This window comes from Acinetobacter beijerinckii CIP 110307 (assembly GCF_000369005.1).
Classification (GTDB): Bacteria; Pseudomonadota; Gammaproteobacteria; order Pseudomonadales; family Moraxellaceae; genus Acinetobacter; species Acinetobacter beijerinckii.
In genome coordinates, this window is record NZ_KB849764.1 from 288,057 (window position 1) to 313,685 (window position 25,629).

Annotated in this window: 28 protein-coding genes; 17 read left to right on the top strand and 11 right to left on the bottom strand. The window is 37.0% G+C overall.

The window, feature by feature from the left end:
* Nucleotides 1–10: 10 nt before the first annotated feature.
* The 3 genes from rraA (at nt 11) to F933_RS02970 (ending at nt 1,798) form a co-directional block, all read left to right on the top strand.
* A complete protein-coding gene (gene rraA, locus F933_RS02960; protein WP_005058387.1) occupies nt 11–523 on the top strand; it encodes a ribonuclease E activity regulator RraA in 513 nt (170 codons plus the stop codon).
* Nucleotides 524–535: 12 nt separating this feature from the next.
* Nucleotides 536–1,321, top strand: a complete 786-nt coding sequence (locus F933_RS02965; protein WP_005058389.1) for a glutathione S-transferase N-terminal domain-containing protein — start codon at nt 536–538, stop codon at nt 1,319–1,321.
* Between the two features lie 126 nt (nt 1,322–1,447).
* On the top strand, nt 1,448–1,798 hold the full coding sequence (locus F933_RS02970; RefSeq protein ID WP_005058391.1) for a hypothetical protein: 351 nt from the start codon (nt 1,448–1,450) through the stop codon (nt 1,796–1,798).
* Between the two features lie 579 nt (nt 1,799–2,377).
* Here F933_RS02970 and F933_RS02980 read toward each other — a convergent pair.
* Nucleotides 2,378–3,898: an acetyl-CoA C-acetyltransferase gene (locus tag F933_RS02980; protein ID WP_005058395.1), complete on the bottom strand. Its 1,521-nt coding sequence runs from the start codon at nt 3,896–3,898 to the stop codon at nt 2,378–2,380.
* A gap of 224 nt (nt 3,899–4,122) precedes the next feature.
* On the opposite strand from F933_RS02980, the gene F933_RS02985 reads away from it, so the two are divergent.
* The 3 genes from F933_RS02985 (at nt 4,123) to F933_RS02995 (ending at nt 7,768) form a co-directional block, all read left to right on the top strand.
* A complete protein-coding gene (locus tag F933_RS02985; protein ID WP_005058396.1) occupies nt 4,123–5,514 on the top strand; it encodes a 3-oxoacyl-ACP reductase in 1,392 nt (463 codons plus the stop codon).
* 65 nt (nt 5,515–5,579) lie between these two features.
* Nucleotides 5,580–6,434, top strand: coding sequence for a MaoC family dehydratase (locus tag F933_RS02990; RefSeq protein WP_005053334.1), 855 nt, complete (start codon nt 5,580–5,582; stop codon nt 6,432–6,434).
* An 80-nt stretch (nt 6,435–6,514) separates the two neighbouring features.
* Entirely contained in the window at nt 6,515–7,768 is a 1,254-nt protein-coding gene (locus F933_RS02995) for a serine hydrolase domain-containing protein (RefSeq protein WP_005058398.1), read from the top strand.
* A gap of 6 nt (nt 7,769–7,774) precedes the next feature.
* On the opposite strand, the gene F933_RS03000 is transcribed toward F933_RS02995, so the two are convergent.
* Nucleotides 7,775–8,284: a GNAT family N-acetyltransferase gene (locus F933_RS03000; protein ID WP_005058400.1), complete on the bottom strand. Its 510-nt coding sequence runs from the start codon at nt 8,282–8,284 to the stop codon at nt 7,775–7,777.
* A gap of 399 nt (nt 8,285–8,683) precedes the next feature.
* Here F933_RS03000 and cpaA point away from each other — a divergent pair, with 399 nt between their 5' ends.
* Both cpaA and cpaB read left to right on the top strand, forming a co-directional pair.
* Nucleotides 8,684–10,462 (top strand): metalloendopeptidase CpaA, encoded by a 1,779-nt coding sequence (cpaA, locus tag F933_RS03005; protein ID WP_005058403.1) that lies wholly within the window; start codon nt 8,684–8,686, stop codon nt 10,460–10,462.
* A gap of 15 nt (nt 10,463–10,477) precedes the next feature.
* Nucleotides 10,478–11,107 carry a metalloprotease secretion chaperone CpaB gene (cpaB, locus tag F933_RS03010; RefSeq protein ID WP_005058406.1) on the top strand — a complete coding sequence of 210 codons (630 nt, stop codon included), beginning with the start codon at nt 10,478–10,480 and terminating at the stop codon, nt 11,105–11,107.
* Between the two features lies 1 nt (nt 11,108).
* On the opposite strand, the gene F933_RS03015 is transcribed toward cpaB, so the two are convergent.
* A complete protein-coding gene (locus F933_RS03015) occupies nt 11,109–11,690 on the bottom strand; it encodes a TetR family transcriptional regulator (protein ID WP_005058408.1) in 582 nt (193 codons plus the stop codon).
* A 125-nt stretch (nt 11,691–11,815) separates the two neighbouring features.
* Here F933_RS03015 and F933_RS03020 point away from each other — a divergent pair, with 125 nt between their 5' ends.
* Nucleotides 11,816–13,306 (top strand): SmvA family efflux MFS transporter, encoded by a 1,491-nt coding sequence (locus tag F933_RS03020; RefSeq protein ID WP_005058410.1) that lies wholly within the window; start codon nt 11,816–11,818, stop codon nt 13,304–13,306.
* A 45-nt stretch (nt 13,307–13,351) separates the two neighbouring features.
* On the opposite strand, the gene F933_RS03025 is transcribed toward F933_RS03020, so the two are convergent.
* Nucleotides 13,352–13,945 (bottom strand): Maf family protein, encoded by a 594-nt coding sequence (locus F933_RS03025; RefSeq protein WP_005058412.1) that lies wholly within the window; start codon nt 13,943–13,945, stop codon nt 13,352–13,354.
* Entirely contained in the window at nt 13,945–14,328 is a 384-nt protein-coding gene (locus F933_RS03030) for a DUF2237 family protein (protein ID WP_034710455.1), read from the bottom strand. Before F933_RS03030 ends, F933_RS03025 begins: the two co-directional genes overlap by 1 nt.
* A 139-nt stretch (nt 14,329–14,467) precedes the next feature.
* Here F933_RS03030 and F933_RS03035 point away from each other — a divergent pair, with 139 nt between their 5' ends.
* Nucleotides 14,468–15,655: a phosphoglycerate kinase gene (locus tag F933_RS03035; RefSeq protein ID WP_005058415.1), complete on the top strand. Its 1,188-nt coding sequence runs from the start codon at nt 14,468–14,470 to the stop codon at nt 15,653–15,655.
* A gap of 154 nt (nt 15,656–15,809) precedes the next feature.
* Nucleotides 15,810–16,052, top strand: a complete 243-nt coding sequence (locus tag F933_RS03040; protein WP_005053348.1) for a hypothetical protein — start codon at nt 15,810–15,812, stop codon at nt 16,050–16,052.
* 49 nt (nt 16,053–16,101) lie between these two features.
* On the opposite strand, the gene F933_RS03045 is transcribed toward F933_RS03040, so the two are convergent.
* Nucleotides 16,102–16,485: a hypothetical protein gene (locus F933_RS03045; protein ID WP_005058417.1), complete on the bottom strand. Its 384-nt coding sequence runs from the start codon at nt 16,483–16,485 to the stop codon at nt 16,102–16,104.
* A gap of 195 nt (nt 16,486–16,680) precedes the next feature.
* Between F933_RS03045 and F933_RS03050 the strand changes: the two genes are divergently transcribed.
* Genes F933_RS03050 through gspM form a run of 5 tightly spaced genes read left to right on the top strand, consistent with a single transcriptional unit; the run spans nt 16,681 to nt 20,550 of the window.
* Nucleotides 16,681–17,259: a nitroreductase family protein gene (locus F933_RS03050; RefSeq protein WP_034710344.1), complete on the top strand. Its 579-nt coding sequence runs from the start codon at nt 16,681–16,683 to the stop codon at nt 17,257–17,259.
* A gap of 46 nt (nt 17,260–17,305) precedes the next feature.
* The gene (locus F933_RS03055; RefSeq protein WP_005053353.1) at nt 17,306–18,379 is read left to right on the top strand and encodes an NAD(P)H-dependent glycerol-3-phosphate dehydrogenase; all 1,074 of its coding nucleotides are present in this window, start codon (nt 17,306–17,308) and stop codon (nt 18,377–18,379) included.
* Between the two features lie 57 nt (nt 18,380–18,436).
* On the top strand, nt 18,437–18,892 hold the full coding sequence (sixA, locus tag F933_RS03060) for a phosphohistidine phosphatase SixA (protein WP_005053354.1): 456 nt from the start codon (nt 18,437–18,439) through the stop codon (nt 18,890–18,892).
* Between the two features lie 39 nt (nt 18,893–18,931).
* A complete protein-coding gene (gspL, locus tag F933_RS03065) occupies nt 18,932–20,071 on the top strand; it encodes a type II secretion system protein GspL (protein WP_005058422.1) in 1,140 nt (379 codons plus the stop codon).
* Nucleotides 20,071–20,550, top strand: a complete 480-nt coding sequence (gene gspM, locus F933_RS03070; protein ID WP_005058423.1) for a type II secretion system protein GspM — start codon at nt 20,071–20,073, stop codon at nt 20,548–20,550. Before gspL ends, gspM begins: the two co-directional genes overlap by 1 nt.
* A 23-nt stretch (nt 20,551–20,573) precedes the next feature.
* Here the strand turns inward: gspM and F933_RS03075 are convergent, their stop codons facing one another.
* The 5 genes from F933_RS03075 to F933_RS16950 all read right to left on the bottom strand — a co-directional run bounded on the left by F933_RS03075 (nt 20,574) and on the right by F933_RS16950 (nt 24,305).
* Nucleotides 20,574–21,827 carry a sensor histidine kinase gene (locus F933_RS03075; RefSeq protein WP_005058425.1) on the bottom strand — a complete coding sequence of 418 codons (1,254 nt, stop codon included), beginning with the start codon at nt 21,825–21,827 and terminating at the stop codon, nt 20,574–20,576.
* A 16-nt stretch (nt 21,828–21,843) separates the two neighbouring features.
* A complete protein-coding gene (locus tag F933_RS03080; protein WP_005058427.1) occupies nt 21,844–22,545 on the bottom strand; it encodes a response regulator transcription factor in 702 nt (233 codons plus the stop codon).
* Between the two features lie 212 nt (nt 22,546–22,757).
* A complete protein-coding gene (locus F933_RS03085; RefSeq protein WP_005053360.1) occupies nt 22,758–23,141 on the bottom strand; it encodes a hypothetical protein in 384 nt (127 codons plus the stop codon).
* Nucleotides 23,142–23,299: 158 nt separating this feature from the next.
* Complete coding sequence (locus F933_RS03090) at nt 23,300–23,899, bottom strand: phage tail protein (RefSeq protein WP_005058429.1); 600 nt, start codon at nt 23,897–23,899, stop codon at nt 23,300–23,302.
* A gap of 49 nt (nt 23,900–23,948) precedes the next feature.
* Nucleotides 23,949–24,305 carry a LuxR C-terminal-related transcriptional regulator gene (locus F933_RS16950; protein ID WP_005058431.1) on the bottom strand — a complete coding sequence of 119 codons (357 nt, stop codon included), beginning with the start codon at nt 24,303–24,305 and terminating at the stop codon, nt 23,949–23,951.
* A gap of 257 nt (nt 24,306–24,562) precedes the next feature.
* On the opposite strand from F933_RS16950, the gene F933_RS17210 reads away from it, so the two are divergent.
* Nucleotides 24,563–25,629, top strand: a 1,067-nt coding sequence (locus tag F933_RS17210) for an ESPR-type extended signal peptide-containing protein (RefSeq protein ID WP_005058433.1), incomplete at its 3' end; no start/stop codon positions are given.

Here is a 25,629-nt window from a genome sequence, read left to right on the forward strand (position 1 = left end):
GAGAATTTAAGTGACAACAGCAACTTTCGTAACTTGTGATTTATTAGATGATAATCCAGAAAAAGATTTACAAGTCGTTATACCTTCCTTAGATGGTAAATTCTTTAAAAGCTATGGTGCTCGTAAAACCTTTGGTGGGCAAGTCGTAACTGTAAAGTGTTTCGAGGATAACTCTCGTGTTAAAGAGCTTTTAGCAACGGATGGTACTGGTAAGGTATTGGTTGTTGATGGTGGTGCATCAATGCGTTGCGCACTTATGGGAGATTTGATTGCAGAATCAGCTGTAAAGAATCACTGGAATGGAGTGGTGATTTATGGTTGTGTGCGTGATGTGGATGCAATTGCGGAATTAGATTTAGGTGTACATGCATTGGCTGCAATACCACAAAAAAGTAATCGTAAGGGCATAGGTGAAGTAGACATCACATTGTATTTTGGTGGCGTGACGATCAGTTCTGGTGATTATATCTATGCAGATAATAACGGAATTGTGATTGCAAAAGAAAAATTAGTCGACTGCTAAAAGGATAACAGTATGCTTAAAATGGTGAGTCATCAGTTTAAAGTTTTACAATCAGTAGCTGCAACACTGATCGAAGGTGGACGTGGGGTATCAGGAACACCATTTCCGAATCAACCTGCGAAGCCGATTAAGCTCTATGAGTTTGAAGGTTCACCATTTTGCCGCCGTGTCCGTGAAGTCATCACAATGTTAAATCTAGATGTTGAAATTTATCCATGTCCTAAAGGCGGACAAAAATATCGCCAAGTTGTAAAAGAAAAGGGCGGTAAAAGACAGTTTCCATTTTTGATTGATGAAAACACAGGTGATCAACTCTACGAGTCACAAGAGATCATTCATCATCTGTTTAAGCATTATGGCAAAACAGGGCATACACCTAAAAAATATAGCTATTATCCAAAATTACCATATATTTCGACCTTAGCAACTGTTGCGAATGCCGCTCGCGGTGTGTGGATCAATAAGCAAATTATAGATCGCCCAGCGCCTACAGAGCTTTTAGAATTGTGGAGCTTTGAAGCGAGTCCATATACACGTTTAGTACGTGAGGTTCTTACTGAATTAGAATTACCTTATATTTTACACAACGTACCAAAAGAGCGTTGGCAAGATATGGGACCTGCCATTTTACGTTTAAAACCTGGTCCATATATTCCTTTGCCGAATGGCAAGCGTGAGAAGACTGTCGAAATAATGGGACGTGATATTCAAGTTCCATTTTTAATTGATCCAAACACAGGCGTGAAGATGTTTGAGTCGGCTAAGATTGTTGATTATTTGAAAAAACAATATGGTTAACCTGATTTAGAAAAGCATCCTTTTAAGGGTGCTTTTTTATTCCTGATTGATTGTTAGCTTGCATCAATGGGTACTTTATCGTTTTAATAAGCAAGTCATCAAAGCAAAGCTGTATAGATAGATCATATGTTAAGCCAACTAACTAGCTTATTCAAAAGTTCAAAGGAAACACCTGAACAGCTATTCCTTAAAGAAAATGACTTGGTTTTTGATAGTCGTGGTGCAATTTATAAAGGCATCGTTTTGAATGAGTTGGGATTTCGTCTGGAATATTTCTCAAACCGAAAGTTAGATCGATTTGACGATCTCGAAAAGCTATTTCGGATTGCACCGCAAATTAATGAAAAGATCGATCTAGAAATACACTCACAGCGTTTTGTTGAGCGGTTGGGGAATACAGAAGAAAATCTTAAACAGTTGAAGCAAGCGATTAAAGTTTTAAATGATTATTATGTGAAGTTTAAAAGAGCTAGATAGCCTAAGCAACAACGTGATCTTTAAAGTGTAACATCCAAACGATAAAGCTCATGAACCAAAGACAAATTGCGAAAAATATAATAATAGATAAATGTCTTTCTTCACCAGCTAAGAAATGGAGTAGAACAAAACATAGCCCCAAAAATAGGAAGATATTTATGATGAATAACCACATGTTTTAATATCCATTTTGTGCTTGATGATAGGTTTTACTTACTAAGATATAAGGAACAAAAATACAAAACGTTAGGTAGAAAATAAAATTGAAATTAAGAGCATAAGTTATTAAAAAAGATAGCGAAGCACCAAAAGAACTATTGAATAATCTTTTTCCAGTTTTAAAGTGATGAATAGGGTGTATAACTAGAGCTTTTTTAAATGATAGCTCTGCCAGATAGAATCCAAAAGCAAATAGCATGATCAAGAATATTGGATGCCAAGTACCAATGTAAAAGAGTTGATCAAATAGAAATGACTGCATGTGCTATATTTTTATAGATATTGGTTTATTTAATCATAATTATAATAAAAAAGGGATTTAATCCAAAGATTTAATCCCTTTTTGTTTCAGGCTAGCAATTATTTTTCAATAATAGCAGTTACACCTTGACCACCAGCAGCACAGATCGAAACTAAGATGCGACCAGAACCTTTTTGGTTTAAGATTTTTGCAGCAGTCGCGATGATACGACCACCAGTAGCAGCAAATGGGTGACCAGCAGCTAAAGAAGAACCTTTAACGTTTAATTTGCTACGATCAATTGAACCTAAAGGTGCATCTAAACCTAAACGCTCTTTACAGAATTTTTCATCTTCCCAAGCTTTCAAAGTAGAAAGAACTTGTGATGCAAATGCTTCATGAATTTCATAGTAGTCGAAATCTTGAAGTTTAAGACCAGCACGCTCAAGCATACGCGGAACTGCATAAGCAGGCGCCATCAATAAGCCTTCTTTCTTACCAACGAAATCAACTGCAGCTGTTTCAGAGAACGTTAAGTAAGCAAGAACTTCGTGACCATTTGCTTTAGCCCATTCTTCAGACGCTAAAAGTACACATGAAGCACCATCAGTAAGTGGAGTAGAGTTACCCGCTGTCATTGTTGCAGCTTCGCCTTTACCAAATACTGGTTTTAATTTAGCTAATTTTTCAGCAGTTGAATCAGCACGTAAGTTGTTATCACGGCTTAAGCCTAGGAATGGCGTAATTAGGTCATCGAAGAAACCTTCTTCGTATGCTTTCGCCATTTTTTGGTGAGAAGACGCAGCTAAAGCATCTTGCTCTTCACGTGGAATACCCCACTCAAGCGCAGTAATTGCTTGATGGTCACCCATAGATAAACCAGTACGTGGTTCACCATTTTTAGGTGCATCCATAAGATCTTTAACATTGATCTTAGAAAGTGCTTTTAAGCGATCTTTACCCGTTTTAGCAATGTTAAGCTCAAGTAAAGCTTTACGTAAACCATCACCAAATGCGATAGGTGCATCAGATGTAGTATCAACACCACCAGCGATACCCACTTCGATTTGACCTAGAGCAATTTTGTTTGCTACTTGGAATGCTGCTTGTAAACCAGTACCACAAGCTTGTTGAAGATCACAAGCTGGTGTTTCAGGAGCAAGTTGAGTATTTAAAACACACTCACGAGTCATGTTGAAGTCACGGCTGTGTTTTAATACTGCGCCAGCAACAACTTCACCCAAACGTTGACCTTGTAGGTTGAAGCGCTCAACCAAACCGTTTAACGCAGCAGTAAACATGTCAATGTTAGAAGCTGTGAAATAAGCGCCGTTAGAGCGAGCGAAAGGAATACGGTTACCGCCGATAATGGCAACACGGCGCACAGTGTTTTGGCTCATGGTTTTATCCTGTTGAACAGAAGGTTTGGTTGTTTTAGCTGATGCTGCTTTTGTCGTACTAGAAGAAGCAGTACTTTTCGGACTACGAGTGGTAGTACGAGTTGTCTTAGGTGTCGTGCTTGCTGCTTTTGAAGTTGTGCTAGCAGTTTTACGTGTAGTAGAAGCTGCTTTTGATGTATTTGACACATTTTCTTCAGCAGAATTTTCGACTGCTGGATTTTCTTGAGTTGTTTTGCTCATAAGGCTTTTCCAAGCATAATTGCGATATTCTTGTGATAACAATACCATATTTACAATACTGCTGTATTGACTAGAATGACGCTTTAGACCACATTCAGGTCAAGACATCAGAACATGAACTCAAGTATGATTTGTTATGAGTCAATCAGACATTGATTTCATGTTTTTAGGCTAACATGAAGCATATGTTTGTAGAAAATTCATTTGTATGAGAGATAATAATCATGACCGATCAATACCAAGCATTTACACAATCACCTTTGGGTAAGTTTGTTGTAAAAAATTTAGGTTTACCATCGCCAGTAACGTTAGAACGTTTTGAAAGTGCTCAACCTGTTGTGAATGGTGCCGTATTGTTTGGCGCTGCTCCATCAAGCACGATTTCTGCTGCTATTGCTCAAGTACTTAGCAATATCCATGCAGATAGTTATGTGGGTAATAATGTTGAATTACAACAAACTGCTGCAAAAGTTGGTTTAAATCTTCGTCCTTTAAATGCTGATGATAAAGAGTCAAAGTTTAAAGCGGTGGTATTTGATGCTTCTGGTATTCAAGATTCTGAACAATTAAAAGCATTGTATGACTTCTTTAATCCAATCGTTCGTCAAATTTCTAGTTCTGGTCGTGTGATTGTTATTGGTACAACACCAGAAACAGCTAAGACCGTAAAACAAGCAATTGCACAACGTGCGCTTGAAGGCTTTGTTAAATCTGCTGGTAAGGAATTTAAAAAAGGGATTACTGCTCAAGTGGTTTATGTTGATCAAGGTGCTGAAGAAAACCTAGAGTCAACTTTACGGTTCTTAATCTCTCCGCGTTCAGCTTATGTTTCTGGTCAAGTGATCCGTGTTTCTAAAGCTGATGTGGTTGACTTAGATTGGGCGAAGCCACTTGCAGGTAAAACGGCATTAGTAACAGGTGCGAGCCGTGGTATTGGTGAAGCAATCGCTCATGTTCTTGCTCGTGATGGCGCGCATGTGATTTGCTTAGACGTTCCACAACAACAAGCTGATTTAGAGCGTGTTGCAGGTTCAATTGGTGGCTCAGTATTGGCAATTGATATTACTGCTGCTGATGCGGGTGAAAAAATCAAAACTGCTGCTGCAAAACAAGGTGGTTTAGACGTTATTGTTCACAACGCGGGTATTACTCGTGATAAAACTTTGGCAAATATGAAGCCTGAGCTTTGGGATCTAGTCATCAACATTAACTTATCTGCTATTGAGCGCGTTAACGATTACTTACTTTCTAATGATGGTTTAAATGCAAATGGTCGTATCGTTTGTGTATCATCAATCAGTGGTATCGCTGGTAACTTAGGTCAAACTAACTATGCTGTTTCTAAAGCAGGTGTGATTGGTTTAGTGAAGTTTACTGCGCCTACATTAAAGAATGGCATTACCATTAATGCTGTTGCACCAGGTTTCATTGAAACTCAAATGACTGCTGCGATTCCTTTTGCGATTCGTGAAGCAGGTCGTCGTATGAACTCAATGAATCAAGGTGGTTTGCCTGTAGATGTCGCTGAAGCGATTGCTTGGTATGCATCAACAGGTTCAACAGGTGTGACTGGTAACGTAGTACGCGTTTGTGGTCAAAGCCTGTTAGGTGCTTAAGCATTAAGGTTTTGAAGAGGGGTGCTAGTGCATCCCTTTTTTATAAAAATATAGAAAGGTTTATTATGAATACACGTCATTTTAGTCAATTACCAAAACCTTATTTAGCTTATCCAAAAGTTATCCAAGGTTTAATTTTCAAAAAGCCGAAAGGTGAAAAAGTTTTGCCACAAGTTGAATATGTGGTTGATACACTCAAAATTGATGCAAAACATTTAGAAAGCTACAACGAAATTTGTGGTTTTAAAAATGATGGATTTGTACCTGCAATTTACTTGGCAGTATTATCTCAAAGCTTGCAAATGCACATGATGACGAGCGAAGCGTTCCCATTTGCGATATTAGGTTTGGTGCATATCCGTAACCAGATCAAACAAACACGCAAAATTGGTGTAGATGAGCAGATTACATTGTCATGTAAATTTGGCGAGCTACAACCACATGATAAAGGCTTACAGTTTGATTTCATCACAACTGCAAAAGTTGGTGGTGAAGTGGTGATGGAAAGTTTAACAACTTACTTATCTCGCCAAAAAACTGAGAAAAAAGCATCTGAAAAAGCGAAAGAAAATAAAGAGCCAGCTTATCAGCCGCAAACAGAATGGAATATTTCTGAGAATACTGGTCGCCGTTATGCAATGATTTCAGGTGACTTTAATTTGATTCATATCCACGCTGTTACAGCAAAAGCATTTGGTTTTAAACAAGCAATTGCACATGGTATGTGGAGTAAAGCAAAAGCATTAGCTAGCCTTGAACTTCCAAATGCGTATGAAGCAGATGTCTGGTTCAAGTTACCTATGTTTTTACCTTCAACAGTAGAGTTTTTAACTGCGATTGAACCAAAACAAACTGAGTTCTTAATTCGTAATGTAAAATCTAAAAAACCACATGTTGCGGGTACAGTAAAAGCCCTTTAATACCATCATGTATTTCTAATGATCCCTTTTGTTCGCAAGAGGGATATTCTAAAAATATAAATATCATAAGGATTTGAGCTTTGATTAAAGAACTTTTATTAGCCGATACTCATAATTATCGTGGCACAGTTGATGAACGGTTTTCTGATTTAGCACGTCAGTTTAGCCGTTTTCAAGATGCAAGAAGCGATCGGGGTGGTGCGGCTTTGGTTGTTTATTTCCAAGGCAAAAAAGTTGTCGATATATTTACAGGTAAAAAATCTCAAGAAGAAGATTGGCAGTCTGATACTTTGGCAATGTGCTATTCAACAGGTAAAGGAATCTTAGCAACGCTTGCACATATTTTAGTAAGTGAAGGCTTACTTGATTACGAGCAACCAATTGCAAATTATTGGCCTGAATTTGCTCAAAATGGTAAAGCGAATATCACATTAAGGCACGTGTTATCTCATCAAACGGGTCTATTTGATATTCGTAACCTTATCGATTCAGCAACAGAAATGTTAGATTGGCAACATATGTTAGAGGTTGTAGCAGGTGCTACGCCACGCTTTGCAGCAGGGCAAAGTTATGCGTATCAACCATTAACTTATGGTTGGATTTTGGGGGGTGTGGTTGAGAAAGCTGCTAAACAACCTTTAAATTGGCTAATGCAACGTTATTTAGTTCAGCCGCTCGAATTGAATGGAGCGTATTTTGGCGTACCAAGTTCAGAATTGAATCGTGTCGCTCGCTTAATATCAAAACCAAAAACGCATGTTACTTCTAAACCTCAAGTTCAAAAGATTAATCAATCGCGCAAGTCATCCTTGTCTGAAAAACTATTAGAACTATCAGGACAAAGCCCACAAGATTTTAAAGATGCGATGATTCCAAAAGGAATGAATCATTTTAGCTTTTTTAGTGATGCTGGCTTACAGGCAATTATTCCTGCTGCAAATGGGGTGTTTACTGCGGATAGTTTAGCAAAAGTTTACGCTATGCTTGCCAATAAAGGGCAGTGGAATGGTGAGCAGTTGATTCGCCCTGAGATTTTCAAGCAGTTAGGTAAAGTGCAATTCACAGCACGTGATCGAGTCATGCCTATTCCAATGCATTGGCGTTTGGGGTATCACCGTATTTTAACGATGGGTAAGCGTGCACCACATGGTTTTGGTCATGTTGGTTTTAATGGCTCGGGTGCTTGGTGTGATCCTGATCGCGGAATCAGTTTTGCTTACACGCATAATTTTAATGTCACATCTGCGACAGGCGATTATCGTTTATGGGGTTTGAGCCAAGAAACTTTACGTTGTGCAGATGAAATATTAAATGGTCGTAAGGGCTGGTTTTAATTGATTTTATTTTGAATAAGGCGGAATATGATAAATCACCGCCTCATATTTGCTTTCTGTTTTGTATCCAGCAATAGTTCCACCTAAAAATTCAGCCAGTTTACGACTTGGCTGATTATCTACTGCAACAGGGTATACAAAGTATTGCGCGGATATATTGCGAGAAGCCCAACAAAAGACTTCAAGCAATGCTTCTTTAGCAAAACCATGATTGTGACAATCTTCCCGAATCCACAAACCCAGTTCAGGGGTTAAAGTGTGTATCCGATGTAAGCCAATAAGACCAATAAAACGTAGATTTTCTTTATCACGTAATACGAAGTGAAGGTCAGTGGCGTTTGCTTCAGCAATCAGCCATTTTTTACAGATATGTTCTAATGCTTCAAGACTTTGAGCTGGTTCCCACGTCATATATCGAGTTAACGTTGGTGTTATACAGGGATAGATATCAGCTATATCTTCAATAGAAAATATGAATAAATTCAGCCTAGAACTTTCTAAAATTGGTATTTCCATTTTTTATTTCATGCATAAATCTTTTTTAAATATCAACTTAACTTTAATTTTTAAGTCAACGCTCATGATCATTGTAACTTCATATTTTTGCTGTCTTGTTCCTCTAAATTGGAACGACTAAACTCAAGATTATACTATTTAGTAAAATTAATAAATAAGAGGACTTATGTGCTGAATTACGCACTTTTACAGCAAATCATATAGAGTAACAATCTTCGTTAAAATTACAGCTTCTGTTTGGATATTTAGTCTATTAACTTGAATGGTTAAGCAGATTGTTGCTAAACTGTGATAAAAATAAGATTATGATTTTAAATAATATATTTTAAATATTGATTGAGGTGGGAGGTTATTTTTGCTATTCTTTTTGTGCAAAAAAAGCACAAAAAAGGAAAATAAATGAAATTAAGTCTTAGAGTGATTTGTATAGCAGGACTATTGGCTGCCTCAGCAGTTTATGCGTCTACTACATTATCTCCAAATCAAAATAGTAATAGTGGCAATATCCCAACGGGTTATGCTGATCTAAAATTTGTTTTAGCAAATGGCAACTGGGTAAAAAATATTTATTTGCCAAATAACGCAAATAATTTAGATAAGGTAACTATTCAATCAACAGCGGGCTATAAAAGTTACTTAGATACTTCAAATACAAATTTACCCATTGAAGTGCTTGAAATTCAAAGCGGAGATACTTTTCAATTTGTCTATAATTCAACTTCAAAGAAATGGGTGGCTCAACTTGCTATTGTAAGTCCGAGTAATAATTCACAAGTTGAACAAATCGCATTAAGTAATATTAAATTACAGCAGGTTTCAGTTGCCGATGGAAAATGGGCAAAAACAATTGTGTTGCCAACTAATGTGATGGATGGTGCTTTAGTTCAAGTTGTTTCCACTGCGGCTTATGCTTCTGAAATTTCGAAAGATAATTTACTTTTTGGTAGTAGCTATAATCTAAATAATGGCAGTGAATACTGGCTGAAATATAACGCTGCTTTACAGAAATGGGTGCCTGAGTTTATTAAACCCGTTAAAATAAACGTTAAGGATATTGGAACAAGCTTAAATGCTGTAACGACACCTGTGACGGAAGTTAATTTTGCAGATGCAAATTGGGTTTCAAATTTCACATTGCCAACTACTGCAAATGATCGTGATCGTATCATTATTAAATCAACAGCAACTTGGGCTGCAAAAATTAATAATACGAATATCAATAGTAGTGCGACATTGAGTCTGAAAACAGGTGATCAATATGAGTTTATGTATGTAACAGATAAGGCTCATTGGGTTCTAATGTCTGCTCCAACAAAAACTATTAGTTCAAGCAGTGAAATTGCTTCAACTTTACCCAATATGACTCAGCCTACACTCAAAGTGAATATTTCGGATTCTAATTGGAAACAAACAATTAATTTACCGACAACGGCACAGGTGGGTGATAAGGTGATTTTGTCTTCTACAGCGTCTACAAATAGTTTTATTACAGCGGCTAACGGCTTATCTACTACAATCAAAACTGGTGAAAATCGTCGTTTTATTTTCACTGCTCAAGGTTGGGCAATTGATAGCTATACCATTGATATGTTGTTGGTTAATAGTCCAGAAGTTTCTACTATTTTAGGTGAAAGTGCTTCAAAACTTCGTATGATTGAAGGATTGAATTTAACCAATTTAACTGCGGAAAATTCATCAGCCAAATTTTATTTAAGACAAATAGGATATTTAACTTATAAAATTCCTGCTGCGACTTTACTTGATGCAATTAATGTTGGACGCTCGGATACAACCGTTCAAGCAGAACGTAAACGCGTATTAGCAGATGGTGTCTATTACCAAGGAAATGAGCCTGGTGCTGGCGGTTGTGGTTGGGCTTGGATCAATGCGAGTTCGTATAACATGATTGGTGCAAATGATATTGCTGGCTGTTCAGTTGCAGCAATGCGGCATGAAGTCGGTCATAATTTAGGTTTGTATCATGGTGACTCAGCCAATATCGGTTCAGGTTTTTCTCATCCATTAGGAAGCACCGCTTTGGGTGGAAATAACTTAAACTTCTATTCGAGCCCATATCTTTATAACCCAAAATATGGTGTGCGTTTAGGCGAAGAAGGCAAGAAAGATGCTGTTAGTGTTATTAATGCTAACGTTATCCGAATCTCACAATATAATTAAGTTGTTTTCAAATTTATGAAGCACTATAAAATTTTAACTTTACTTGCAGTCACGTTGATCGTGACTGTAGGTTTATTTGTTTTTTTTAAGCCTGATCAAGTTGTGGCATCTACACAGAATGGCTCAACTCAAAAATCGAATCGTTTTAGTTCTTCTAATCAATCCGCATCTAATTTTCCGCGTGACAATTTGAATATTTCAAAACAGGAATTAGAAACTGCGAAGAAAGAAACCGTCTTGTTTCATGAAATACAAGACAATGATTTGAAAAATAGTGAAGCCTTACCGCTCTCTAAAAGCAATAAAGGAATGGCTGTTAACTATAATCAAAATATTATTGAAACCAAAAATATAGGTGATGTAGTTAAGTTCCAGATGCTTGAGTATGGACTCAATCGTAGTGGGAAAATTGTTGAAATTGAAAAAGTAGATGATGATATCTTACGTTGGCGTGGTGAGTTTGAACAAGGTATACCAGAGCGGAACTACTTTACGATTACTCAAAGTCAAAAAGATCAATATACGATTATTCAGATTTACAGTGATAAAGGAAATTATACGGCTGAAATCAAAAATGGACAGGGTATTGTGCAAGTGATGGATCAAGGGGTTGAAGATAAAGAAGTACATGCGCATGATCATTAACTCAGGGATAAAGCTCTGATTTGATCATATATTCGGTATGCCGTTTAAAATCTTCTTCATTTAGTCCCGACAAACCAAGTTTATAAATACCTTCTAAACCGCAGACAAAAGCAATCAAACGCCAAGCAATGTCTTGGCTTTTTGTTTCAAATTTAAACTCTTCGCAAAGTTTACCTTCTTCGATAATTTTGACGATAGAATCGTGCCAATCTTGCATTGCGATGTTATAGGCTTTTTTAATTTCTGCATCTTGTTCAATTAAAACTTCAGCTTCATTCCATAATCTTAAATAGGGCTGAACTTGCTCTATATTTTCACAGCCCAGTAAAAAATAAATACGATGTAAATAGTTGTTTGTAGCCACTAGACTTTCAATTTCATCTAGTTGCTGCATGAGTTGAATAAATGCTTCGGCTTTTAAATGTGAGTTGGATGCAAAGTGATGATGTACTTGTCCTGTTGAGGTTTGCGCTTCAGTAGCAATACGACGTACAGTCATTGCTGAGAAACCTTCATTTAAAGCAACTTTCATAGCCGCTTGTAGAATCATTTCACGACGTTGATCTTTGTTTAAATATGCCATATATCATCACCTTAAATAACTTTTCACAAACCGATACAAACTAACTTAAATTTTAAAGTTGGACAAGTGTTCAGTTTTGATTATAATAACGCCAACTTGAACAATTGTCCAACTCAGAGGCATTTATGACCCGCAAGTGGTTAATTCTTGCAATCATCGCATTGATCTATCTTCCTGTTGTTATTGATGCAACCGTATTACACGTTGCTGCGCCAACACTTATTGATTCATTATCACTAACAAACAATGAATTGTTATGGATTATTGATATTTATTCCTTGGTTATGGCTGGACTGATTCTGCCAATGGGCGCGTTAGGGGATCTTATCGGATTTAAACGCTTAATGATGATCGGCGGCGGATTATTTGGTTTAGCATCTTTGATGGCTGCATTTTCCTCTACAGCATGGATGTTGATTGCATCTAGAGCGTTATTGGCAGTGGGTGCAGCAATGATTCTACCTGCGACACTCTCCGCTGTACGGAATACCTTTTTGGATGAAAAGCAACGCAATATAGCATTAGGTATATGGACAACTGTCGGTGGTGGTGGTGCAGCCTTTGGTCCTTTATTTGGTGGTTTCTTACTTGAGCACTTTCATTGGGGAGCAGTATTTTTAATCAATATTCCAATTGTTGTAGTGGTATTGATCATGGCTTATTGGGTGATTCCAAAACAGGCGGGGCAACCAAAACAAAATTTAAACTTGGTACAAGCCTTAGTGTTGGTAGTCGCCATTTTGTGCATCATTTATGCAGTAAAAACAGCAATGCATGCGTTTACTATGAGTGTCGTCGTGATTTTTGTTGTTGGACTTAGCTTATTAATTGCTTTTATCCGCAAACAATTAACCGCCACATCACCAATGATTGATATGCAATTGTTTAAACATCCTGTGATTGCTACGGGTATGGTCATGGCAGTCGTATCAATGATGGCTCTGGTTGGTTTTGAATTACTCATTTCTCAAGAATTGCAGTTTGTTTATGAATTATCGCCATTAGCAGCAGGGATGTTTATTTTACCTTTTATGCTGGCGTTTAGTTTAGGTGGGCCTATTGCAAGTATATTGGTTAATCGCTTTGGTTTACGTTTGATTGCAAGTCTGGGTATGTTGATGAGTGCAATAAGTTTGTGGGGTTTAGCCAATACGGACTTTATGCAAGCCAAACTTCAAGCTTGGGCGTGGATGGCGGCGTTAGGTTTGAGTGTGGAAATAGCTTTACTTGCTTCTACCTCAGCAATCATGTCATCAGTACCCCCAACTAAGGCAAGTGCTGCTGGTGCAATTGAAGGCATGGCATATGAACTTGGCGCTGGTTTCGGTATTGCTTTTTTTGGATTATTGCTTTCTTGGTTCTATGCACAAGCAATTGTAATACCAAACGAAGTTCCTGAGTCATTGATCGCGCAAGTGAGTACTTCAATTGGTGAGGCTGTACAAGCAGTTAAACAGATATCACCAAGTATTGCTGATCAAGTGATTTCTGCGGCGCAACTTGCTTTTAGTCAATCACATCGGGCTGTATTAGAAGTGGCAGCAACCTTCTTTTTGGTGTTGACGGTATTTATTTGGTTTGCTTTACCAAAGCGAGTTGAGATCGTTGAGGAATAATATAATGACTTACCCTTATCTAGATTCATTTAGATAAGGGTGTTTTTAAGGAATAGCTATCCCAAATTCACGTAAAATCTTACACAACTGAATCATCGGTAAACCCATCAACGTGGTTTGATCATCACCAAGCATTTTTTCAAATAAGCTAATCCCTAAGCTTTCACATTTAAAGCTGCCTGCGCAATGTAAAGGCTGATCAATTTCGATATAACGTTCAATCTCAGTCAGTGTCAATTGGCGAAATTTCACTTGGTAATGCTCAACCAGTGTGATTTCAAAGCTAGATTGCAAATGCTGGACACTGAGTGCCGTGCTAAAAAATACAGTTTTCCCGGAGTTTGCTTGTAATTGTTGAATCGCATTTTCAACCGTTAATGGTTTACCAATAAAGTCATAAGGCGCATGTTCTCGCCAAGCAACTTGATCAGAACCAATCACAATAGCGTTTGGATTCTTTTCAGCAATCACCCGTGCTTTCTCGAAAGCGAGACGTTTCGCTAAATCATCGGCATGTAATTCACCATCAGCTGACTCATCAATATCAGGTGAAATACAGCGATAATTTAGATGTAAACGATCCATCAGATCTTTGCGGGTTTGGCTGCTAGAAGCCAAAATTAGTTCAAATTGATCCATTACACTGCATATTCCACAAGAATATTAAGCGGAACATAATGTAAAACTGCATTATGGCAAGCGTTCAATTTAATGGGTGGTGCTTGACCCGCTTCATATGCCTCAACCCATCGTGTCACGCAAATACACCAAAAATCACCAGGTTTTAGTCCTGGGAATCCGGCTTCAGGTAAAGGTGTAATTAAATCATTGCCAATCTTTTGTGAAAAATTTAGAAATTCAGAGGTCATCTGTGCACACATAGTGTGTTGACCAATATCTGTAACCGAGGTATGACAAAAACCGTTACGGAAATATCCTGTAATCGGATCATAACAACAACTGGCTAAAGGTTCGCCAAGGACATTTAAACGATTAATTTTTGGATCAGGATGAATAGACATAATCATATTAAGAATAAGTGACATTGATTATCATAATCAAAAGTGACGCTTTCGCCAGCTTTTCTGCAAAAAAACTCACCTTTATTTTTGATAATCATTTAAAATTGTGCCGTTTTTAAAATCAACTAGAGAGCCACCCATGAATTTTCAGCGCATGACTGACCTTGATTTAACAGGTAAACGTGTTCTTATTCGTGAAGACTTAAACGTTCCTGTAAAAAATGGGGAAATTACTAGCGATGCACGTTTGCGTGCGGCGTTACCAACGATCAAAGCTGCTTTAGATAAAGGTGCGGCAGTGATGGTGTTTTCTCATCTTGGTCGTCCTGTAGAGGGTGAGCCAAAACCAGAACAATCACTTGCACCAGTAGCAGCGTATTTAACGAAAGCTCTAGGTCAAGATGTAAAATTATTTACTGATTACTTAGATGGTGTTGAGGTTGAAGCGGGTCAAGTTGTATTGCTTGAAAACGTGCGTTTCAACCATGGTGAAAAGAAAAATAACGAAGAGCTTGCAAAAAAATATGCAGCACTTTGTGATGTATTCGTTATGGATGCCTTTGGTACAGCACACCGTGCAGAAGCGTCAACTGAAGGTGCAGCACGTTTTGCTCCAATCGCAGCAGCAGGTCCATTATTGGCGGCTGAGTTAGATGCGCTTGGTCGTGCGATGCAAACACCTGAAAAACCAATGGTTGCGATTGTTGCAGGCTCTAAAGTTTCTACAAAACTAGATGTACTCAATTCACTTTCTACAATCTGTGATCAACTGATCGTGGGTGGTGGTATTGCTAATACATTCCTTGCTGCGGCAGGCTTTAATGTTGGTAAATCACTATACGAAGCTGATTTAGTTGAAACAGCAAAACAAATTGCTGCAAAAGTCAGTGTTCCATTGCCAACAGATGTCGTGGTTGCAGATGCGAGCCAAATTAGCTTTGATGATTTCTTAGGTTCGTTAGCAAATGCACAAGCTGTTGTGAAAAACGTTGCAGATGTGACTGATAACGATATGATTTTAGATGTTGGTCCAGAAACTGCTAAAGCATTTGCTGAGATATTAAAAACATCGAAAACAATTCTTTGGAATGGTCCAGTAGGCGTATTTGAAGTGGATCAATTTGGTGAAGGAACCAAGACACTTTCATTGGCAATTGCTGAATCTGCTGGTTTCTCTATTGCAGGTGGTGGTGATACCCTTGCTGCAATCGACAAATATGAAGTTGCTGATCAAATTGGTTATATTTCGACTGGTGGCGGTGCATTCTTAGAATTTGTAGAAGGCAAAACTTTACCTGCTGTTGCGGTTTTACTTGAGCGTGCATAATCAGTATTAATCTTATATTTTTTAATAAGATGATAGAAAAAGAGCCGAGCTGAATCGGCTCTTTTTTGTTTTAGGATAAGTTGCAGTCATAAAAATGTCATATATTTGAAATATGCTTGTCATTAACTTAAGCAAGTAACTGTGGAAAGCCGTGATGAAATTCAAATTAACTCTTGCCGCTTTAATCATTGCCCCAATCATGTTGACTGCGTGTGCAAAGAAAGAAGAAGCGAACAACGCTGAACAGCAAGAACAAGCAGCTTCAACTGTATCGACACAGACTACCCCAGAACAACAAGCTGCCATTGATGCAATTGATAAACCGAATTTAGATGAGAAGAATACTGATGTTGTAGAAAGTGCAGCATCTGAAGTAGCAGCGAGCGAAGCTCAGTAAGCTCCTCTACAATGAGAAAAGCCGATGTGATCACATCGGCTTTTTTTATTTAAGCATTTGGTTTGCAGTAGAAGGTCAATGTCGTTTGATAATCGTCATCTTTGGCTAGAGAAGCATTTTTCCCTGTAAGTGTACCGATTACGCCCGCAGCAGCTTCGACCATTTTTCCAGTTTGCTCATCCACGACACCTTTCAATACACCTTGGTAATCTGTTTTTTCGTCGACAACAACAGGGGCAGTATTGCGCGTACAAGTTTTTTGAGCAGCACTTATTGCATTGTTTTTAGAAATTAAATTTGTTTTACCAATACCTGTCACTTCATATTGATTATTTTCTTTTTGAATCGCTAAGGTATTGGTTGGTGTTGATGCACATGCAGTAAGACAAAGTGCCAAGCCACCTAATAAACTCATGATAAATGTTTTTTTCATTGCTTGTTCTCTGGTAGTTACATAATTGTATTATTTGAACATATAATTTTTGAGTGCTTTTGCAGGTTATGTACAGTTTGTAGTGAGGCTCTGTTAAATTTCTCAAATTGATGATTCAGCAAGGATTAAACGTGGTGGAAAATAGTCAGATTATGATAATCTAGCGCAATCCTTATGTTAGTTAGATTCATGTCAATGGCGGACTCAAATATAGAGACGATTCATCAAAATATTCATCAACGTCAATCGATTGGACAACTCATTGAGCCTGCGCCCAATACACAACAAATTGAAAAAGCAGTACAAGCTGCACTTACAGCGCCTGATCATCACCGTTTAAAACCAACACGTTTTGTTGTTGTAACACCCGAATTACGTGCTGCATTTGGTGAGCATTTAGCTCAAGCTTTGGCTGATTTAGGTGAGGTTGACCCAGCACAATTAGATCGCGCTAAACAGCATCCTTTTCGTGCTCCTTTATTGGTCTTGGCATTAACTACGCTTCAAGATCATCCAAAAGTTCCTCACTTTGAACAGATATTAAGTACAGGTGCAGCAATTCAAAACTTCTTGCTCTCATTACAAGCACAAGGCTTTGCAAGCATGTGGCGTTCGGGTGCTGTAGTTGAATCAAATTGGTTAAAACAACAATTGGGTCTTAAGCAACAAGATCTAATTTCTGGCATTATTTACATTGGAACAGCGGCTAAAGCAATTGCTCCTCGTAATGATGTAGATGTTCAAGAATTTTTAAAGGTTTGGCAGCCAAACTAACCTTATTTGTTAACGATTAAAGAAATAAATTGGTTTAGGATAAAAAATGACAGAGTTAAAATTTAGTGATTTAGTTGAGCCTGTAGCAGTAGATCAAAAAACAGCATTAAGAATTACTGTATTGGGTGGTGGTAGTTTCGGTACGGCAATGGCCAATTTAGCTGTGCGTAATGGCTGCGACACCATGATTTGGATTCGTGACGAAGAAGCAGCGAATGAAATAAACCAAACACATGTTAATAAACGTTATTTACCTGATTTTACATTGGAAACAGGACTGCGTGCAGTATCAGATTTAGAATTGGCTGTGCGAGATCGCGATATTATTTTAGTAGCAATTCCAAGTCATTCATTTCGAGATGTTTTGAAAAAAATTGCGCCGTTCATTAGCGCTCAAGCAGTTGTTTCTCTAACTAAAGGTATCGAAGCAAAGACCTTTAGTTTCATGAGTGAAATCATTCGTGAAGAATTACCTGAAGTGCCTTATGGCGTATTATCAGGACCAAACTTAGCAAAAGAAATTATGGCTGGTATGCCATCAGGTACAGTAATCGCGAGTGAATCAGAATTGGTTCGTTATGCAGTTCAACATGCTTTACATAGTGCCTTATTCCGTGTGTTTGGTAGTGATGATGTGCATGGTGTTGAGTTGGGTGGAGCACTAAAAAATATCTATGCAGTTGCGATGGGTATGGGTGGGGCTTACAAGATTGGTGAAAATACCAAAAGTATGATTTTAACTCGTGCTTTGGCAGAAATGAGTCGTTTCGCTGTAAAGCAGGGTGCTAACCCATTAACTTTCTTAGGATTGTCAGGTGTCGGTGATCTATTTGCGACCTGTAATAGTCCATTGAGTCGTAATTACCAAATTGGATTTGCACTCGGCTCTGGTAAAACCCTTGATCAAGCAACAAAAGAGTTAGGTCAGACGGCAGAAGGGATTAATACCATTGTACAAGTACGAGCTAAAGCACAAGAGTTAGATGTCTATATGCCGATCACGAATGCATTGTATGAAGTCATTTTTGAAAATGCACCACCTATGACAATTGCACTTTCTTTAATGAAGAATGGTCATCGCAGTGATGTTGAGTTTGTTTTACCTCATCATGAAGTCTAATCAAAAAACTGTCATCAAATGTAGTTAAAATATAGATATAAAAAATAAGGTAATTTTATGCAGTTAACTTTAGTTCGTCACGGTGAAGCGTCTCCAGCCATCAATGGGAATGATACGCAACGTCCCTTAACACAACGTGGACATCAGCAAGCTGAACAAACAGGTCAGTTTCTAAAAGATGTTATTCAACCTGAAATTTTTATTGTCAGTCCTTTATTACGTGCCCAAGAGACTTTGGCACATATAAAAGCTCATTTTTACGGCATTCCAGTTTTAATTTGCGATAAAATTAAACCTGATGATGATGCGAAAGATGCGATAGAATGGCTATCAAAATTGCCGTATGAATCAATTGCTGTTGTGTGTCATATGAATGTAGTTGCACATATTGCTGAACAATTGACGCATGAGAATTTTAATCCATTTGCATTGGCTGAAGCACGTATTTATGATCAAGCTGTGATCGCAAATGGTTTATCGACACAAAAGAATCGTTTTACACCAACAATATAATTTTATATATCCACAATAGGATAAGGGTACTGAACACCGATGCTGCATATATGGATGCCCGAAACCAATGGAACATGGTATTGGTCGAATGGGGAAAATTGGTTAGAGGCAGTAAGTCTTGAACAGTTAATACAAGATTTGCAAGCGCATAACGGCAAAGAAGCTGTGCTTTATTTTCCAAGCCGAAATGCTCAAATCATGCAGCAACCCATGACTAAAACGCATTATAAGCAACTAGGTCAAGAGGGGATCAAATATCTATTAGAGGAGTTTGTAACCTTACCGATTGATCAAATGAAAGTTGTTCATCACTTCCAAAATGATCAACTTTATATTTTAGGTGTTGCTCAATCGACCATTGAAACTTGGCAACATGCTTTAAGTCTTTTACCTGTCCAAATTACAGCATTTTTACCCGATTTCTTAATTTTGCCAGAACCAGAGCAAAGTGAAGTGGTGATTGTAAATCTTTATGATCATTTATTGGTAAGAGAAGGTGTTTGGTCAGGTAACTCAGTGGATGATCTGGCTCTATTATTAGAATTTCAATCTCCAGAAACAAAATATAGATTTGCGAACCTGACTGAAACTCAGCATAGTTGTCTAGAACATATTTCAAGCCAAGATCAGCAGACACAGTTTAGTTATCAATTTCAGCCTTTATTAAAAGCAAAACAACATCCATTTAATGTGCTGCCAAAATCGAAAAATGCAGATGTTAAATGGTCTGGTTACTGGAAAGCTTCTGCATTTGTATTATTGGCCGTTATTTTTGTTCAACTCGGATACGATGCTTTACGATGGTCTAAATTGAAGAACGTTGCTGATCAAACAGCAGTTCAAGCGGTTGATCAATACAAACACTGGTTTGGCGAAAATAGTCGTGTGACTGAACAAAATATTAAAAGCCAATTTGAAAGCCAGTTGCGTATGAGCCAGCTTGGTGATACGCAAGCGTTGTCTTTACTCAGTCGAGTAGGGCCAATCTTAATGCAAAAACAGATCGTTGCTCAGCAAGTTAGTTATGAAGAATCTATGTTGGCAATGTCATTAAAAGCTAAATCAGCAGATGATTTGCAAGCACTAACTCAACAATTGAATCAACAAGGTTTTCAAGCTGAATTAGGTAATGTTCAAGCGGACAGCATCGGTGCAATTGGGATGGTGAAAGTAAAATAATGAAAGCAATAACAGCATTACAAAATAGCTTGGATCAAAAAACCGAAGCGCTGAACCAATATTTACAGAGTTTATCTGTTCGTGAACGAATGATGGTGATCTTCACAGCCGTATTTTTGACCATTGTGATTATAGGCTCTGCCTTATGGAAAATGCATACTCTAGCTGATCAGCAACAAAATCGCTTAAATGAACTTAAAGATTTAACCGTTTGGATGCAAAGTAATGCAGCCACGATGAAGCCTGCCAATGATCTTGGGCTTTCCGTTGCAGATAAAATTCAGCGTACTGCTCAGCAACAAGGTTTAGCCGTAGCGTCTCAGCAAAACGGAGATCAGATTCAATTGATTGCAGAACATCAAAATTATGCTGTTTTGGCTAATTTTTTGATGCAACTCTCTCAAATGGGCGTTAGTGTGCAAAAAATGAATATGGTATCAAGTAATAATCAAATTAAATTAACTGCAACAGTTGAATGAAAAATAGGGGCTACGGCTCCTATTTAGTTTTTTATAATTTTAATTATAGTTTCGCCATGCCTTGAATAAATATTCATCGTTGATTGTATTTTTTCTAAGCGTATTTTCATGCTTTTTAGCCCAATATTGACATTTGATGCACTTATTTCATCTACATTGAAACCAATACCATCATCTTTAATTTCTAGAATTATTTGTTTGAGATCTGAAAAATACAACCGAACCAAAACTTTTTTGGCATAACTATGTTTGATCACATTTGTTAAAGCCTCTTCTGTTACTCTCAACAATGTTAGGCATTCTAAAGCTGTTGGTTTGGAGCACCAGATCTCAGGAAAACTCCAAATAGATTGGATACCTAACTCATTAAAAATTTGGCTAAAACGATGTCGAATCGGTGCTCCCCATAAAATTGGAGTTTTAGGAATTTCTTTAGAAACTGTTGAACTGCTGTCGATAACTTCGCGGAGATCATCTCGGAGTAATTTCAGCATTGATAAAAATTGCTGATTACTCAGATTTTGCTGACTTTGACTGACAACACTGATTGAGCGAATTAATGAACCTCCCACGATATCGTGTAAATCATGAGCAAGTTGTAAGCGCTCTTGCTGTCGAATTTTTTGTAAATCAGATTGCTGAATATGAAATATTTCTTCCGTATAGCTTATCAATAATAAGCTTGAATAAATTAGCAATAAGATAAAAAAAGAAAACTGTAAGTAAAACCAATGGTGATTAAGAATAAAGATTGTCTCAAGACTACTTCTATTGAGTAAAAAAACAATAATGATGAGAATAGTCCCCAAAAAGTATATTTTTAATAAATTATCAAATAATTTTTTTGTTTTGAATATGATAATTTTTTTTATTTGAATTGATGTAAGTAGTAAATAATACAAAAATAGAGCTATCAAAGTACTATGTAAATCTTTTTTTATTTGTGAATAATACACTAATAAAATAATGGCAATTAAAGTGGTGAGTAGGAAAGAAGTAATATTAATTTCAATATTAAATTTTTTAGATATTGAAAAGTAAAATGAAATTAAGATAGATAGGGAGAGTACTAATACAGTAAATAAGAGTAAGGTTGAAGGATAAGATGTTTGTAAATATGATACTAATAACATATTTCCTGAAGATAAAATAAGTATTGCAAACCAAGTGATGGATAATGGAAGTTTTTTTTGGATTGATGTAAAGATTAAAAATAAACCGCTAATGATGAGGAAGGAAGGAATAAATAGCCCAAAATAATTTTCAATATTATACATTTGATTACTTTTATAATTAAAATAAACCCAACGAGTAAGCAATTTTTATTGCCTTAGAACGACTGTCTACAGCAAGCTTGCTGTAGATATTTCTCAGATGAGCTTCAATGGTATAACGTGACAATCCTAGCTCATTTGCTATATCTTGATTATTTAAACCTTGAGTGACGTGTTCTAATATTTCAAGTTCTCTACATGATAAGTTTTCAGGCGAGTTCTTAATTTTTTGAGGTTTTTTCACCATATTTGATAAAATGATTTGAGCCAAAAAAGGATCTATCGGAATACCACCCTGTAATATTTGTTTAATTGAAATAGTGACTTCATAATCATCACGCTCTTTCAATAGATAACCAGTTGCACCAGCTTGTATTGCTTTAAAAATTGCATCTCTGGTACTCCAAGCTGAAATAACAAGAATTGGAATGGTAGAGTTTTTTTGTCTCAAACTACGAATTAATTTTGTACCATTGCCGTCAGGCAAGCCTAAATCGACTAAGGCAAATGCAATATTATGTTGTTTTACCTCAAGCATAGATTGAGATAAGTTTTCAGAAAATATTAAATCGTTATTGCTATAGTTAAGGTCGATTAAAATTTTTTTTAATCTATTTAGAACAGTATAGTCGTCATCAACAACCAAAACAGGTTTTGGTAAAGCAGAGCCAAGTAAATTTTGATCAAAAAAACTTAATCTATCTTTTATTTGTTCTATCATGATGATTATCAAATATACGTATATTTTTTATTATAATCATCGGTTCTTTATTTGCTATATTTTTTTAAATTAATTTAATTTGTTAATAAAATTTAAATTAATTTTTATAATATAATTAATAGTTATTTAAATAAATCTTTATATGTTGGGTTAAATATAAACAAGCTTAGAAATTACTAAGCTTGCTGTAAGCAGAGGATGACCATAGTTAATTAGCAACTACCAACCACTGTACCGCTCCAAAGTGCTTGATCATTGACATACAAGGTGATTTTAAGTCCTGTTGGAATTCCCCAGGTTGTGCAAACATCACCACATACGCGTAAATTTGCATTTGCAGGAATTCCGATTGGAATATTGACACAAACATTTCCGAAAACAGGGAAGTCAAAACAAACATCGCCGTTTCGATAAGAAGCACCTACACAAGCACTTAGACTTAAAGCCTGAACATTGGTACTACTCAACTGATTTTGTACAGATTCAATTGTATTTGTTGTTTTTACACTAGATTGTAAAGCATTACTGCTTTCACCATTAAAACCTACTTTTGTGTAGTCTGGAACGACTTGTGGATCACATTGACATCCGCTCATTATTTTACTTCCTTTAATATTTATAAAAGTCATAGTTCTTACTCTTATGGCTTTTCAGAATATCGCCCCATTTTTTGTAGTGGTTTCTGGCATCCACAATAAGTCTTAATACAAGTGATGAAGATGGTATTAAGACTTAATCCTATTGATTTGAATTTTTATGAGCGTGAAGGGTATATACCTTCCAGGCTGATCACATAGTAAAGCGCTAAATACGGGTTTGTGATATTGACGGGTTGGCTGCCCCCAGCTATTCCTGTGTTTTGCACAGGAACAACGACTTGCGTGGTTGCATTTAACGGTTTCATATTGACTAATTGACTCGTATCTTGAGTAAACACGTCATATACACTGCCTGTGTTAGGATCATTTGCATTTGCCCAAGCTGCATTGGCAGGGCTACTTGTATTGCCACCGACTGAGCTTGCTTGTGGTGTTAATGAAACTGAAGCATTGATGGTTTGACTAGCAACGACATGCGTATGTGCTGGTAAGTTATTTATTGTGAGAGTCGTACTTTGACTTCCTGCGGCTTGACCAATTGGAAAATTATTGTTTACCCCAAGTGCGAAGCGTCCACCTAAATTTGGTAGTGCGAAAGTGGTTATGCCATCACCACCATAAATGGTACCAAGTAAGCTGAAAAGTGCTTGGTTTTGTGCGATTGATAGTAACTGTCCATTGCATGCCGCCCAACCTCTCGGAACGAAGTTGTATGGAACCAGCATGATTTCACCTAGATACGGATCTGCGCTCATAATTTTTACCTTTTAATTTTCAATAATATTGTTGATGTTTTTGTGTTTTTTAATTTACTGAAATTTCTTCATGAGCCAATATCCCCAAAACATCGTATTTTGATTGAATGGTTTTGAGTTTTCGATTAATTGATTTCCGATAGCTATAGATTGTTTCAATGCTAAGATTTAATTGGATAGATATGTTGGAGCTACTCAAGTCTTTAGATAAAAGCTCGACGATCATTAATTCTCGAGGTGTGAGTAGGTTTAGAAATTCAGAATAATATGATGAAAATTGCAGCAGAAAAGATCTGTGATGAATGTCGAGTTTTTGATAAATGTTTTCTTGATGGGTAGTAACAGTTCTTTCACTAATATGAAGTTTTAACGAGATCTCTTTAACTCGATAACCATGTACTAACATTTAAAAAAATTTGATGCTCACGTTTACTTAGCATTTTTAAAGTATCCATTTTTATCCTTTGTATTGAATTAAAAAATTAAAATTTTTATGTGGATTTATTAGAGATAAATTACTTAGCGTTTACATCATTGAAATTTGTTATTTAAGTGATTTTTTCAATGTTATTTTTTTATTTTTCTACCAAATTTCAATGATTCATTCTCAACAAAAATGTTCTCTAATTTATGTGTTTATATTCACAAAATAAAGGGAATAATATGAATCGTATCTTTAAAAAAATTTGGAGTAGATCTCTAGGGTGTGTAGTAGTTGTATCGGAGAATGCTAAAAGCGAAGTTAAGACGAACAAGACAGGTGGTATTGTTGAGACGAATACTATTTTTAATGAATTTGGGTTTTTAAATACTCAAAATAAATTACGGTTAAAACCACTTGTTATCGCATTAGGATTATCAATAATTAGTTTAACGACCCAACAAGTTTTTGCCGAGCAAGTGATAACCTGTGGAGCAAAAGATTCAAATACAAATCCAGGTATTGCAGCGACAACTCATGGCAATACGATTGTGAGCCAGCAATATTGGGGAGCGATCAATTGTTATAACAATGCACCAATTTCAGATAGCAAAATCGCAAATGATGATTTCGATGTCACTATTAATGCAGACACTTTAAAAGTGGGTGCAGGAGGCATTACCTCTAAAGGTTCATTAAGTGGTTCAGCTGGTAACGGAACCATTTCTTTTAATAATAATAAAATCACCAACCTTGCTAATGGTACATCTGCAAACGACGCAGTTAATTTTGGACAATTAAATTCATTAGCCAACGTTTTTGGTGGTGGTGCTGGTTTTAGTGGCGGAATATTTACTGGTCCTACATATACGATACAAGGTTCAAATTATACAAATATTGGAAGTGCATTTACTGCTGTAAATACTAAATTGACCAATTTACAGAGCCAAATTGATGCTTTACCAACAGGGGGGGGGGCTGATGGAAAAAGTGCCTATGAGCTTGCAGTTGATGGTGGTTACTTAGGTTCACAAACTCAATGGTTGGCTTCATTGAAAGGAGATAAGGGTGATAAAGGCGATATCGGCGCAACAGGTGCCACTGGAGCCCAAGGCGGACAAGGTGACAAGGGCGATAAAGGTGATGTTGGCGCAACAGGCGCGACTGGAGCCCAAGGCGTTCAGGGTGACAAAGGCGATAAAGGTGACGTCGGTGCGACAGGAGCTCAAGGCGTACAGGGTGACAAGGGCGATAAAGGCGACGTAGGTGCTACTGGAGCTCAAGGCGTACAAGGTGACAAGGGCGATAA